The sequence below is a fragment of the Microbacterium sp. ANT_H45B genome (assembly GCF_008369345.1).
In the GTDB taxonomy this organism is placed as follows: domain Bacteria; phylum Actinomycetota; class Actinomycetes; order Actinomycetales; family Microbacteriaceae; genus Microbacterium.
This window is the reverse complement of sequence record NZ_VOBK01000002.1, coordinates 571,135-584,372: the sequence shown is the minus strand read 5'-3', so window position 1 is coordinate 584,372 and position 13,238 is coordinate 571,135. Positions and strand designations below refer to the sequence as shown.

General features: G+C 69.3%; 13 protein-coding genes and 1 tRNA gene. 11 read left to right on the top strand and 3 right to left on the bottom strand.

From position 1 onward, the window contains the following. The first annotated feature begins 73 nt into the window (after positions 1 to 73). Positions 74 to 874, top strand: a complete 801-nt coding sequence (locus tag FQ142_RS09260) for a TrmH family RNA methyltransferase (RefSeq protein WP_149423071.1) — start codon at positions 74 to 76, stop codon at positions 872 to 874. A gap of 17 nt (positions 875 to 891) precedes the next feature. Here the strand turns inward: FQ142_RS09260 and FQ142_RS09255 are convergent, their stop codons facing one another. Beyond that, on the bottom strand, positions 892 to 1,719 hold the full coding sequence (locus FQ142_RS09255) for an SGNH/GDSL hydrolase family protein (protein ID WP_149423070.1): 828 nt from the start codon (positions 1,717 to 1,719) through the stop codon (positions 892 to 894). A gap of 146 nt (positions 1,720 to 1,865) precedes the next feature. Here FQ142_RS09255 and FQ142_RS09250 point away from each other — a divergent pair, with 146 nt between their 5' ends. Both FQ142_RS09250 and FQ142_RS09245 read left to right on the top strand, forming a co-directional pair. Further along, entirely contained in the window at positions 1,866 to 3,608 is a 1,743-nt protein-coding gene (locus tag FQ142_RS09250) for a DEAD/DEAH box helicase (RefSeq protein WP_149423069.1), read from the top strand. Between the two features lie 153 nt (positions 3,609 to 3,761). Then, entirely contained in the window at positions 3,762 to 4,859 is a 1,098-nt protein-coding gene (locus tag FQ142_RS09245) for a VIT1/CCC1 transporter family protein (protein ID WP_149423068.1), read from the top strand. 140 nt (positions 4,860 to 4,999) lie between these two features. Here FQ142_RS09245 and FQ142_RS09240 read toward each other — a convergent pair. Then, positions 5,000 to 5,082 (bottom strand) — tRNA-Leu (locus tag FQ142_RS09240). Positions 5,083 to 5,194: 112 nt separating this feature from the next. On the opposite strand from FQ142_RS09240, the gene FQ142_RS09235 reads away from it, so the two are divergent. Next, positions 5,195 to 6,490: a M20/M25/M40 family metallo-hydrolase gene (locus FQ142_RS09235; RefSeq protein WP_149423067.1), complete on the top strand. Its 1,296-nt coding sequence runs from the start codon at positions 5,195 to 5,197 to the stop codon at positions 6,488 to 6,490. 44 nt (positions 6,491 to 6,534) lie between these two features. Next, on the top strand, positions 6,535 to 7,359 hold the full coding sequence (locus FQ142_RS09230; RefSeq protein WP_149423066.1) for an undecaprenyl-diphosphate phosphatase: 825 nt from the start codon (positions 6,535 to 6,537) through the stop codon (positions 7,357 to 7,359). 15 nt (positions 7,360 to 7,374) lie between these two features. Here the strand turns inward: FQ142_RS09230 and FQ142_RS09225 are convergent, their stop codons facing one another. Continuing rightward, the gene (locus tag FQ142_RS09225; protein WP_056417406.1) at positions 7,375 to 8,223 is read right to left on the bottom strand and encodes a PAC2 family protein; all 849 of its coding nucleotides are present in this window, start codon (positions 8,221 to 8,223) and stop codon (positions 7,375 to 7,377) included. A 91-nt stretch (positions 8,224 to 8,314) separates the two neighbouring features. Between FQ142_RS09225 and FQ142_RS09220 the strand changes: the two genes are divergently transcribed. The 6 genes from FQ142_RS09220 to tatA are packed head-to-tail and all read left to right on the top strand — an operon-like array spanning position 8,315 to position 13,208. Continuing rightward, positions 8,315 to 8,998 (top strand): HAD family hydrolase, encoded by a 684-nt coding sequence (locus FQ142_RS09220; RefSeq protein WP_262492109.1) that lies wholly within the window; start codon positions 8,315 to 8,317, stop codon positions 8,996 to 8,998. After that, on the top strand, positions 8,995 to 10,014 hold the full coding sequence (locus FQ142_RS09215) for a tRNA (adenine-N1)-methyltransferase (RefSeq protein ID WP_149423065.1): 1,020 nt from the start codon (positions 8,995 to 8,997) through the stop codon (positions 10,012 to 10,014). Before FQ142_RS09220 ends, FQ142_RS09215 begins: the two co-directional genes overlap by 4 nt. A 10-nt stretch (positions 10,015 to 10,024) precedes the next feature. Next, positions 10,025 to 10,942 (top strand): hypothetical protein, encoded by a 918-nt coding sequence (locus tag FQ142_RS09210; RefSeq protein ID WP_149423064.1) that lies wholly within the window; start codon positions 10,025 to 10,027, stop codon positions 10,940 to 10,942. Continuing rightward, entirely contained in the window at positions 10,942 to 11,937 is a 996-nt protein-coding gene (locus FQ142_RS09205) for a helix-turn-helix transcriptional regulator (RefSeq protein ID WP_149423063.1), read from the top strand. The genes FQ142_RS09210 and FQ142_RS09205 overlap by 1 nt, the downstream gene beginning before the upstream one ends. Further along, positions 11,934 to 12,923 (top strand): helix-turn-helix transcriptional regulator, encoded by a 990-nt coding sequence (locus FQ142_RS09200; RefSeq protein ID WP_149423062.1) that lies wholly within the window; start codon positions 11,934 to 11,936, stop codon positions 12,921 to 12,923. Before FQ142_RS09205 ends, FQ142_RS09200 begins: the two co-directional genes overlap by 4 nt. A 27-nt stretch (positions 12,924 to 12,950) precedes the next feature. Next, entirely contained in the window at positions 12,951 to 13,208 is a 258-nt protein-coding gene (gene tatA, locus FQ142_RS09195) for a Sec-independent protein translocase subunit TatA (RefSeq protein WP_045255139.1), read from the top strand. Positions 13,209 to 13,238 lie beyond the last annotated feature (30 nt).

Here is a 13,238-nt window from a genome sequence, read left to right as displayed (position 1 = left end):
CGCACGCACGCCGGACGCCCGGCGGCCGCGTGCGGACGACGGGGCGATCCGGCGTCGGTGACAGACTGGAGTCGTGGAACTGCTGACTGTGACGGATGCCGACGATCGACGCCTCGACGACTACCGCGGACTGACCGACATGGCGTTGCGCACGCGCAGCGATCCCTCGGGCGGGCTGTACATCGCCGAATCGACCAAGGTCATCGCCCGCGCGGTCGCCGCGGGCCACCGTCCGCGCTCCGTCCTCGTGCAGGAGCGCAGGGTGGAGGACATCCGCGCGATCGTGGGCGATCTGGACGTCCCCGTGTACGTCGTCCCCGATGCGGTGGCGGAGGCGGTGACCGGCTTCGCCGTGCACCGCGGCACGATCGCGTCGATGCACCGCCCGGAGCTGCCGTCGGTGCGCGAGGTGATCGAGGGCGCCTCCGTGGTGCTGATCCTCGAGAACATCGGCGATCACACCAACGTCGGCGCGGCGTTCCGGGCGGCAGCGGGCCTCGGAGCCGACGCGGTCCTCGTGTCGCCGGGCGGCGCCGACCCGCTGTACCGGCGCAGCGTGCGGGTGAGCATGGGGACCGTGTTCCAGGTGCCGTGGACGCGCATCGTCGAGTGGAATTCCGCGATCGCCGATCTGCACGCCGCCGGATTCGACATCGCGGCGCTGGCGTTGCGTGAGGACGCGGTGACACTCGACGCCTACGTCGCAGACCGTCCCGAGCGCGTCGCTCTGGTCATGGGATCGGAGGGCGACGGACTCTCGCGGACCGTGATCGATGCGGCGGACACGATCGTCACCATCCCGATGGCCGGGGGAGTGGACTCGCTCAACGTGGCGTCCGCAGCCGCGGTCGCGCTGTGGGCGGTGACGACCTGAGCCGTCGACCCTGAGCGTCAGTCGGTGCCCGGCCGGAACATCGGCGCGGGGTCGGGCCGCTTGGCCACGATGTGGTCGCCCGACGACTGGTGGCGCAGCCGGCGCAGCACCCACGGCACGAGATGCTCACGCGCCCATCCCAGGTCTTCCGACCTGGCCTCGCGCCAGGTGCGAAGGGCCAGGGTCTCGGGCTGCAGTGACTCGAGGGAGTTCGGGACGTTGAGCGCACGCAGCACCATGCGCGCGACCTCGTGGTGGCCGAGCGCGTTGAAATGGAGACGATCGGGGTCGAAGAACCGCGCATCCTGCACGACCTTGAGCGCCCACTGGTCTGCGACGACGCAGTCGTACCGGTCGGCGATCGCGCGCACGTTCTCGTTGTAGATCGCGACCTTTCCGCGGAACGGACGGAGCACGGGGCTGAAAGCCGTGTCGACGCCGGTGAAGACGATCACCGTCGCGCCGGTGGAGGTCAGACGCGCGACGGCGTCGTCGAGCTGCTGGGCGATCGCGTCGGGGTCCGTACCGGGGCGGATGACGTCGTTGCCGCCGGCGCAGATCGAGATGAGGTCGGGATGCAGCGCGATCGCCGGCTCGATCTGGTCGGCGACGATCTGCGCGATCAGCTTGCCGCGCACCGCGAGGTTCGCGTACGCGAAGTCGTCGACGTCGGTGGCCAGCACCTCGGCGACCCGATCGGCCCACCCCCGATGCATCCCCGGCACGTCGGGGTACGGGTCGCCGATGCCCTCGGTGAACGAGTCGCCGACGGCGACGAAGCGACGCCACGGATGGGGCGAGGGGTTGTCGACATGCGAGGTGCTCATCGGATCCTGGTCGGTCATCCGGCTCTCCTTCATGGACGGGCGGCGACGGCGGTGGCCCTCGCGCAGTGACCGAGCCTACTCCGCTCACGCCCCGCTGATCCGGAGGCACGCGTCTCGGCGGCGCCGTCGCCGCAGTGTCGGCGGGAGCGATTATCGTTGACTCGATGCTCTCTCCGTCCTTTCCCCAGCGTGCTCCGTGGGGTACCGCCAACAAGCTGCGCGCCTGGCAGCAGGAGGCCCTCGAGCAGTACTTCCACGACGACCAGCGGGACTTCCTCGTGGCCGCGACGCCCGGTGCAGGAAAGACGACCTTCGCGCTGACGCTCGCGGTCGAGCTCATGCGCATGGGCGAGGTCAACCGCATCATCGTCGTGGCACCCACCGAGCACCTGAAGACGCAATGGGCCGACGCGGCGGCTCGCGTCCACATCAGACTCGACCCGCGTTTCCGCAACAGCCACTGGGCTCCGGCCCGGCACTATCACGGCGCGGTCGTCACCTATGCGCAGGTGGCGGCGAAGCCCTCGGTGCATCGCCATCTCACCGAAGACGCCAAGACCCTCGTCGTCCTCGACGAGGTGCACCACGGCGGCGACGCTCTGAGCTGGGGCGATGCGATCCGCGACGCCTACGGACCCGCCACGCGGCGACTGCTGCTCTCGGGCACGCCGTTCCGCAGCGACACCGCCCCGATCCCCTTCGTCGAGTACCACCCCGACGAATCCGGTGCCCGAATCTCCCGCACCGACTACAACTACGGCTACGGCCGCGCCCTGGCCGACGGCGTCGTGCGACCGGTGCTGTTCCACATGTACGCGGGCAAGATGCGGTGGCGCACCAGCACCGGAGACGAGCTCGAGACCCATCTCGGGCAGGACAACACCAAGGACGTCACCTCCCAGGCCTGGCGGACCGCGCTCGACCCCGAAGGAGAGTGGATGCCGGCGGTGCTGTCGGCCGCGGATCGCCGCCTGACCGAGATCCGCCACCATGTGCCCGATGCGGGCGGGCTGGTGCTCGCCACCGATCAGACGGTGGCTCGTGCGTACGCCAAGATCCTGCACAGCATCACCGGACAGCAGCCGACGATCGTGCTCTCCGACGACGCCACCGCATCCGAGCGGATCGAGAAGTTCAGCGCGGGGGACCAGCGCTGGATGGTCGCCGTGCGCATGGTGTCCGAGGGCGTCGACGTGCCTCGTCTCGCGGTCGGCGTCTATGCGACCTCGTCGTCGACGCCGCTGTTCTTCGCGCAGGCCATCGGCCGCTTCGTCCGCGCGCGGCGGCGCGGTGAGGCTGCCAGCGTCTTCCTGCCGCAGGTTCCCGTGCTCATGGGGCTCGCGAACGAGATGGACAAACAGCGCGATCACGCTCTCGACCGCCAGTCCGCGGACGACGACGGGCTCGACGACTCGCTGCTGGAGAGTGCGAATCGCGAGGAGGAGACCTCGGACGCGCTGACTCAGGAGTTCAGCTATCAGGCGCTCTCCTCCGTCGCGCACTTCGATCGCGTGGTCTTCGAGGGTCAGGAGTTCGGCCAGCTGGCAGAGCCCGGCACGCCCGAGGAGGAGGAGTTCATCGGATTCCCCGGACTGCTCGAACCGGAGCATGTGCACGAGCTGCTGATGCAGCGCCAGTCCCGCCAGTCCCGTCTCCGTGAGGCACGCGAGGCCTCGGCCGCCCCGACCGAGACCTCGACCCTTCCCGCGCCCCTGCACCGCACGCTCAAGGAGCAGCGGCAGCTGCTCAACAGCCTCGTCGGGCTGTACGCCCGGCAGAAGGGCGAGCCTCACGGCGCGGTCCATGCGGAGCTGCGCCGCATCTGCGGGGGACCTGCCGTGGCGCAGGCGACCGTGACGCAGCTCCAGTCGCGCATCGACGTGCTCCGCAAGCGCGTCCGTTCCTGAGTCGGGCAGACGGGGCACGCCGCGGGGAGGACCGCGTCGTGTTCGGATCCCCGAAATGCTGGCAATCCCGCTCACAGCGCGGGCCCGCGCGGTGCGCGCGGCTAGCGTGGAACGGGCGCCACGACCGCGCGCCCGATGATCTCAGGAGCACCCATGACAGCACCCGCTGCCGCGGAACCGACCGCCGCCGACCGACGCCGTTGGGCGCGCTACCTCGTCGAGGAGCGCGCCGAGGGCCACGTGTATCGACGACTGGCCGCTCGCCGCACCGGAGAGGAGCAGCAGATCCTGCTCAGCCTCGCAGAGGCCGAGCGCCGGCATGAGCAGCACTGGCTCGATCTGCTCGGTGACGAGCCGAGACGACTGCCGCGAGCGGGCGCGCGGTCGCAGCTTCTGGGCTGGATGGCCGGACGCTTCGGGTCGATCTTCGTCCTCGCTCTCGCGCAGAGCGCGGAGGCGCGCTCGCCCTACGACGAGGAGCAATACGCGACTCCGGCGATGCGCGCCGACGAGAAGGTCCACTACGAGGTGGTCCGTGGGCTCGCCGCGCGGGGACGGCGTCGACTCTCCGGCTCGTTCCGCGCCGCGGTGTTCGGCGCGAACGACGGTCTCGTCAGCAACCTCGCTCTCGTGCTCGGCATCGGCGCGACCGGGGTGAGCTCGAGTTTCGTGCTGTTCAGCGGCGTGGCGGGTCTCCTCGCCGGTGCGCTGTCGATGGGTGCCGGGGAGTTCGTCTCGGTGCGGTCTCAGCGCGAGCTTCTCGCGGCGACGGAGGCCAACGATGACGCCGCGGACTCCGCCGGCGACCTCGACATCGACGAGAACGAGCTCGCTCTCGTCTACCGTGCGAGGGGCATCGGTCAGGATGAGGCGCTCGCGCGGGCCCGCCGCATCGTCCAGGCCGCGCAGGAGGGCGTTCGTCGCACGGCCACCGGGCCGGTGCGGGTGCACCCTGGCGACGACACCGACATCGTCGGGAGCGACTGGACGGCCGCCATCTCGAGCTTCCTGCTGTTCTCCTCCGGCGCGATCATCCCGGTGCTGCCCTGGATCTTCGGGCTCCAGGGAGCGACTGCCGTGATCGTCGCCCTCGTCCTCGTCGGCATCGCCCTGCTGTCGACCGGCGCCATGGTCGGCATCCTGTCCGGGGGGCCGCCCCTGCGTCGGGCACTGCGCCAGCTGGCGATCGGATTCGGTGCCGCCGCGATCACGTATCTGCTCGGCCTGCTCTTCGGGGTGGGCGCGGTCTGAGCGGCGGATGCCGAGAGCGGTGACCGCGGCCTCATCGAGTCGCGGTCACCGCTCTCGGCACAACCCGACGACAGAGGGCCCGGAGACAGAGGACCCGGAAACAGAAGAAGGCCCCCTCTCGGGAGCCTTCTTCATCACTGTGCGCGGAGGGGGACTTGAACCCCCACGCCCTTACGGGCACTACGACCTCAACGTAGCGCGTCTACCATTCCGCCACCCGCGCAGGTGTTGGATGTCCGTTGCCGAACGAAGATTTACATTAGCACGAGCTCGGAGGCTGTCAGAAACCGACGCCGACGCCCGGGCGCGCCACGGTGCTTCGATAGCCTGGGCTCATGACCGATCCGTCCCTGCCCGAGGTCGTCCGCATCGCGAGCGACCTGATCCGCTTCGACACCTCGAATTTCGGCGGTGGCACCGCGAACGGCGAACGCGAGGCGGCCGAGTACGTCGGCGCCTACCTGCAGTCCCTCGGACTGGAGGTCGAGTACTACGAGCCGATCCCGCGGCGCACGAACGTGATGGCCCGCGTCGCCGGCCGCGACCGCAGCAAACCGGCCCTGGTGGTGCACGGGCATCTCGACGTCGTGCCGGCGATCGCGGAGGACTGGAGCGTCGACCCGTTCGCGGGCATCGTGAAAGACGGGATGCTGTGGGGCCGCGGCGCCGTGGACATGAAGAACATGAACGCCATGATCCTCACGGCCGTCGCCGACATCCTGCGTGCGGGCGAACAGCCGGAGCGCGACCTGGTGCTGGCCTTCTTCGCAGACGAGGAGAACGGCGGTGTCGAGGGATCTGCGCTCGTCGTGCATAACCGTCCGGACTGGTTCACGGGCGCGACCGAGGCGATCAGCGAGGTCGGCGGATACTCGATCACCGTGGACGACAGACGCGCCTACCTGCTGCAGGTGGGCGAGAAGGCGCTGATCTGGATCCGCCTGGTCGCGAAGGGTCGCGCCGGACACGGCAGCCGCCTGCATGACGACAATGCCATCACCCGGTTGTCCGAGGCAGTGGCCGCCATCGGCCGCACCCGGTGGCCGCTGCGGCTCACACCGACCACCGAGGCGCTTCTCGCGGGGCTCAGCGATCTCACCGGTCGTTCGGTCGACGACCCCGACGCGCTGGCGGCAGCGGCCGGCCCCGCCGAGGCCTTCCTGCGTTCGTCCTTCCGCACCACGACCAACCCCACCGTCCTGTCGGCGGGGTACAAGCACAACGTCATCCCGGAGACCGCCGAGGCGCTGGTCGATGTGCGGGTGATCCCCGGCACGGAGGACGACGTCCTCGCCGAGCTGCAGCAGATCGTGGGCGACGACATCGAGATCCAGACCGTCGTGCGCGACATCGGCATGGAGACGCCCTTCGCCGGCGATCTCGTCGAGGCGATGGTGGCAGCCCTCGGGCGCAGCGATCCCGGGGTTCCGGTGATCCCGTACCTGCTCGGTGCGGGCACCGACAACAAGGCTCTCGCGTCGCTCGACATCACCGGATACGGCTTCGCGCCCCTGCGACTGCCGGCAGACCTCGACTTCACGGGCATGTTCCACGGAGTCGACGAGCGCGTACCCGTAGAATCGCTTGTCTTCGGTCAGCGGGTGCTGGCCGATCTGCTGCGCACGTACTGAGCGTCCGCTCGTCGCCCGCGCACCACGATTCAGAAAGCTCCTCCATGCACCTGTTCGAAGCGCTCATCCTCGGCATCGTGCAGGGACTCACCGAGTTCCTGCCGATCTCCTCCAGCGCCCACCTGCGCATCCTCGGCACCTTCCTGCCCTCGGGCGAGGACCCCGGCGCGGCCTTCACCGCGATCACTCAGATCGGCACCGAGGCGGCCGTCGTGGTCTTCTTCTGGCGAGACATCGTGCGGATCATCGCGCAGTGGTTCCGCTCTCTCACCGGGCGTGTGCCGCGCAGCGATCCCGATGCGCGGATGGGGTGGATGATCATCATCGGCAGCATCCCGATCGTGCTTCTGGGCCTGCTCTTCCAGGATCAGATCGAGACGGTCTTCCGCTCGCTGTGGATCGTGGCGATCATGCTGATCGTCTTCGGAGTCCTGCTGGGGATCGCCGACCACGTCGGCGCCAAACGCCGCACGCTCGACCAGCTGACCTACCCGCACGGCATCGCCTACGGGTTCGCCCAGGCGCTCGCGCTGATCCCCGGCGTCTCCCGCTCGGGCGGGACCATCACGATGGGTCTGTTCCTCGGCTACGAGCGCGCTGCGGCCGCCCGTTACGCATTCCTGCTCGCGATCCCCGCCGTCTTCGGCAGCGGCTTCTACCAGGTGTTCAAGAGCTGGGACGAGCCCTCGTTCTTCTCGTTCGGCGACACCCTCGCCGCGACCGGCATCGCCTTCGTCGTGGCCCTCGCGGTCATCGCGTTCTTCATGAACTACATCTCGAAGCGCAGCTTCCTGCCGTTCGTGATCTACCGCATCCTGCTGGGAACGGTGCTGCTGGTCCTGCTCGGCACCGGCGTCATCGCGGCGTGAAGGTGCTCCCGGCGATCAGCGCTTGTGATCGCCGGGACCGTCGCCGCGGCGCTTGAGATACCGCTCGAACGCCTGGGCGATCGCGTCACCGGAGGCATCGGGGGAGTCCCACGTGTCCCTGGTGCGCTCGAGCTGGCGGATGTACTCGGTCATGTCCTCGTCGTCGGCGGCGGCGGCGTCGATCGACGCCTCCCACGTCGCGGCCTCGGTGCGGAGATGATCCCGCGGCACGTCGACCCCGGTCAGTTCCTCGAGGCGGTCGAGCAGCGCGAGAGTGACCTTCGGGGAGGGCGTGGCCGATGCCACGTAGTGCGGAACGCTCGCCCACAGGCTCGCCGTGGGGATGCCGGCGCTCTCGGCGAAGTGCTCGAACACGCTGAGGATGCCGACCGGGCCCTCGTACAACGACCGCTCGAGACCGTGCGCCTCACGCACCTGCTCGTTCTGACTCGACGCGAAGATCGATATGGGCCGGGTGTGAGGCACGTCCGACAGCATGGCGCCCAGCGTGACGAATCCCGTGATGTCGTCGCGCAGGGCCACGTCGATGAACTCCGCGGCGAAGGACTGCCAGGTCCGCGCCGGCTCCACACCGGTGAGCACCCAGAACTCCGGACCGGGACCGGGATTGCGCGGACGCCAGAGTCCGGCCTCGGGCCAGGTGAGCCGGCGGTGTCCTTCGGCGTCCATCTTCGTCGACGGGCGCGTGTACTGGTAGTCGAAGTACAGCTCGGGGTCGATGGAGTGCACGAGGTCGTAGTCGGTGGACTCGCGCAGAGTGGCGATCGCACCGCTGGCGGCTTCTCCGGCATCGTTCCACCCGTCGAAGGCGACGATGACGATGCGTGAACCGAGGACATCCATCGTGGGCTCCCTTCGCGAATCCGGATTCGTCATCCCTCCAGGCTAGTCCGAGCGCGCGGGGAGCGGGCGGAGCCGCGGGTAACATGGTTCGGTGAGCAGACAGCCCCGCGCGATCCTCTGGGACATGGACGGAACCCTCGTCGACACCGAACCGTACTGGATGGCGGCGGAGACCTCGCTGGTCGAGTCCTTCGGCGGCACCTGGAGCCATGAGGACGCGCTGCAGTTGGTCGGCAACGGCCTGATCGACAGCGCGATCATCCTGCAGAACGCGGGCGTCGACATGGATGCCGAGGCGATCGTGTCGCTCCTGACCGACAGAGTGCAGCACTCGCTGCGCACCCAGGGAGTGCCGTTCCGACCCGGCGCCCGCGAGCTGCTGAAGGACCTCAGATCCGCGGGAATCCCCACCGGACTCGTCACGATGTCTCTGCGTCGGATGGCCCTCAGCGTCGTCGATCTGATCGAGTTCGATGCGTTCGACATCGTGGTCGCGGGCGACGACGTCGACAATCCCAAGCCGCACCCCGAGCCCTACCTGCATGCCGCTGCGCTGCTCGACATCGACATCGCGGACGCGGTCGTCATCGAGGATTCGCCGACGGGACTGCGGGCGGGTATCGCCTCCGGTGCGGTCGCACTCGGCGTGCCGCACATCGTCCCGCTCGAGGGCGTCGGAGCTCACGAGCTCTGGCCCACCCTCGAAGGCAGGGGTGCCGCAGACCTGGTCGACCTGTTCGACCGCAGATCCTCGATGACGGGAGCCACCCGATGACCCCCACCGGCCCACAGCGACCGAGCGGTCCCTTCCGCGAAGGCGATCGCGTGCAGCTGACCGGCCCGAAGGGCCGACTGAACACCGTCACGCTCCGGGAGGACGGCGAGCTGCACACCCACCAGGGCGTGCTGCGCCACCGCGACCTGATCGGCCTGCCCGACGGATCCGTCGTCGTGAACAGCTCCGGTCACGACTACCTCGCGCTTCGTCCCCTGCTGCGGGACTTCGCGATGTCGATGCCCCGGGGCGCGGCCATCGTCTACCCGAAGGACGCCGCGCAGATCGTGATGCAGGCGGACATCTTCCCCGGTGCCGTCGTGGTCGAGGCCGGCGTGGGTTCCGGTGCGCTGTCGCTGTCGCTGCTGCGGGCGATCGGACCCGCGGGGCATCTCGTGTCCTTCGAGCGACGCGAGGACTTCGCCGACGTGGCCCGCAGCAACGTCGAGACCTTCTTCGGTGAGCGGCCCGACACCTGGGACGTCGTGGTCGGAGACCTGGGGGAGGCCCTTCCCGATCAGTTCGCCGACGGCACGGTCGATCGCGTGGTGCTCGACATGCTCGCCCCGTGGGAGTGCATGGACGTCGTCGCCGACGCGCTCACCCCTGGCGGAGTCGTGCTCTGCTACGTCGCGACCGCCACGCAGCTCTCGCGCGTCGCGGAGTACGTCCGCAGCACCGGGCTGTTCACCGAGCCCGAGGCATCGGAGACGATGGTGCGAGGCTGGCACGTCGAAGGGCTCGCGGTCCGGCCCGATCACCGGATGGTCGCGCACACCGGCTTCCTCATCACCGCGCGCCGCCTCGCTCCCGGAGCCGTGGCGCCTCAGGTCAAGCGTCGAGCCTCGAAGAGCAGCTACGGCGATGCGGATGTCGAGCAGTGGACCCCCGGGGCCGTCGGCGACCGCGAGATCAACGACAAGAATCTCCGCAAGCGAGCCCGCGAAGCCGCCAAGGCCGCGCAAGGTGCGCGCCTCGCCTCCGGTTCGCGCGACGTCGAGCCCCCGACGGAATAGAGTGGAGCGCGTGCGTAAAACGTCCGCCGTTCTGGCCACACTCAGCCTCGCCGTCCTCGCTCTCTCCGGATGCGCTGCGGCGCCGTCCTTCGCCGGCGCGACCTGCGATCGCGACGCGTCATCGACCGCGTCCGTCGCGGATTCGGTCACGGTCGAGGGCGACATCGGCGACGCACCCGACGTCAAGGTCTTCGCGCCGGTGAAGGCGAAGGAGTCCGGATTCGCCGATGTGGTGACGGGCGACGGGCGTGTGCTCACCTCGACGTCGCAGCCTATGGTGCTCGACATCTCGTTCTACGGTGGCGAGGACGGGAAGCAGATCTACGCGTCCGAGTACAACGGCGACGCCAGCCGCGTGCACAGCATCTCGTACTGGGCCGAGCGCTCCCCGGGACTCGAAGCGGTCCTGGAGTGCGCGACCGGCGGCAGCCGCGTCGTGGCGACGCTGACCCCCGAGGACTTCGGCCCGAACAACGTCGAGGCCTTCGGGCTCGCCGACGACGAGAACGTCGTCGCGGTCATCGACGTCCTCGATGTGTACCGGGCCCGCGCCGAGGGTGCATCGCAGTTCAACGACGCCCGCGGCATGCCGACGGTGGTGCGTGCACCCGACGGCACCCCCGGCGTGATCATCCCGGACAGCGCCGCACCGACGTCCGCCCAGAAGCAGACGCTCATCAAGGGCGACGGCGAGAAGGTCGAGAAGGGCTCGACGATCGTGACGAACATCATGGCCGTGGGCTGGGACGACAAGACCGTCTCCACCACCACCTGGGGGGCGGAGCCGAACATCGGTCTCGCCGCCAAGGAGCTCGTCGGTGCGACGGTCGGATCGCAGGTGCTGGTCGTCGCGCCCGCCGCCGACGGCAACCCCGCCACCGCCATCGTCGTCGACATCCTCGGTATCGTCCCCGTCCCGGCTCCGTGATGGCTGCCCGTATCCCCGCGGAGGAGCGCCTGACGAACCTCGTCGTGGCGCTCATGGCCACGGAGATCGGGCTCACCAAGCAGCAGATCCTCGACAACGTCTCGGGGTATCGACAGCGGGCCCACGCGGGCGTGCGCGCCGATGCGCTCGAGAAGATGTTCGAACGGGACAAGGACGAGCTCCGGACCCTCGGCGTGCCCGTCGAGACCATCGGCGACCAGGCCGACCCCAACGATCTCCGTGAAGCTCGCTACCGCATTCCGCAGGCGGAATACGATCTGCCCGGCGACATCGAGTTCACACCGGCCGAGCTCGCCGTGCTGCAGCTCGCCGGCAGCGTGTGGAGTGCGGAGTCGGCGTCGGGCGATGCGAAGGCCGGCGTCCGTAAGATCCGGGCGCTCGGCATCGACGGCGATGAGCCGATCATCGGGTTCGCGCCGCGCATCACCGCCCGGGATGCCGCGTTCGCCCCGTTGCAGGACGCGATCGAGAAGAGCCGCGTCGTGACGTTCGACTACCTGAAGCCCGGTGAGGATGCGTCGCGCCGACGCAGCATCCGTCCGCTCGCGCTCGTCGACTACGAGGCGCGCTGGCACGTGTTCGGCGTCGATGTCGACATCGAGGAGGACCGGATGTTCCTGCTGAGCAGGATCGTCGGAGACGTGAGGATCACCGCCACGACCTTCGATGCGGCACTCCGCGAAGGCGCGGGGGAGCGGGCCCTGCGGGGGCTCCAGGACGTCGCCGCGCAGAACTCCGCGCTGCTCGAGGTCACACCGGGAACCGAGGCGTCCCTGCGTCTCGGACGCCGGGCCCGGCCCGCCCCCACGCAGGGGATCCTCGTGCCGTTCGTCGACCTGCACATCCTCGCCGACGAGATCGCGTCGTACGGCCCCGAGGTGCGCGTGGTCGAGCCGGCCGCCCTCAGGGACGCCGTCGTCCACCGGCTGCGTGCCGTGGTCGACACGAACGCGGAGATCGGAGCGACGCGATGAGCGCACAGCCGAAGCCGCTGCTCGCCTCCGACAGGGTCCGGCTCTACCTGACTCTCGTCCCGTACCTGCTCGAGCACGGACAGGTGTCCCTCGCCGAGGCCGCCGAGGAGTTCGGCGTGACGCCCGCCGAGATGCGCCAGATGGTCGAGAAGCTGACCGTGATCGGGCTGCCCGGCGATTCGGGTTTCTGGCAGCAGCCGCAGGAGATGTTCGACATCAATTGGGACCTCCTGGACGAGGAGGACGTCATCGAGATCACGAACGACGTCGCCCTTCGCCGCGTTCCGCGGTTCACCGCTCGCGAGGCCGCCGCCCTCCTCGCCGGACTGCAGATGGTCGCCGCCGTGCCTGCCGTGTCCGACTCCGGCCTGGTCTCAGGGCTCATCTCGAAACTGTCCCGTGGTGCGGCCGACGCGCCTGCCGAGGTCGTTGTCGCGCCCAGCGCGGTCGACGAGGTCCGTCAGGTGGTCTCCCGCGGCGTCCAGAAGGGCGTCGCCGTCTCCTTCACCTATCAGGCGCCGGATGCCGCGCCCACGACACGCACGGTCGACCCCGTGCAGGTGATCATCACGAACGCGCAGTGGTATCTCCAGGGGTGGTGCCACACCCGGGAGGCCATGCGCACCTTCCATCTCGATCGCGTGAGCGATGCGCGACTCACCGAGATCCCGATCACTCACGCGGGGGAGCACGTTCCCGAGGCGTTCTCTGCCGTCGACGACGAGGGCGAGGTGCGCGTGCGCGTGCCCGAGCGCGTCGCGCCGCTCCTGGGTGACTTCCTCACGGCGGACAACGTCGAGATCCGCGACGGAATCGTCACCGCGCGGCTCCACCTCGCCGACCCTCGCGGGATCAAGAGACTCGCCGCGCGGTTCGGCGGGGCGCTCGAAGTGGTGGACCCGGGGATCGCCCGCACGGCCGCTCGGGAATGGGCCGACGCGGGACTCGCGCTGTATCGCCACCCGGACGGCGACAACGCCGGTTAGACTGGCACGAAACGACGAAGGAGAATCATGGGCGCTTTCGGTTGGCCACATCTGCTGATCATCCTCGCCGTCATCCTGCTGCTCTTCGGTGCTGCGAAGCTGCCGGCGCTGGCGAAGAGCCTCGGACAGTCCGCCCGGGTGTTCAAGGGCGAGATGAAGGCGATGAAGAACGAGGACGCGACGGACGCCGCGGAACCGGTCGCACCGACGCCTGCGGCCACCGTCGCAGACACCACGGTCACGGCTCGCGACACCGATCCGGGTCAGCCTCCTCGATCCGCATAGGTCGTGTCCGCTCTCGATTCCGCCGACCAG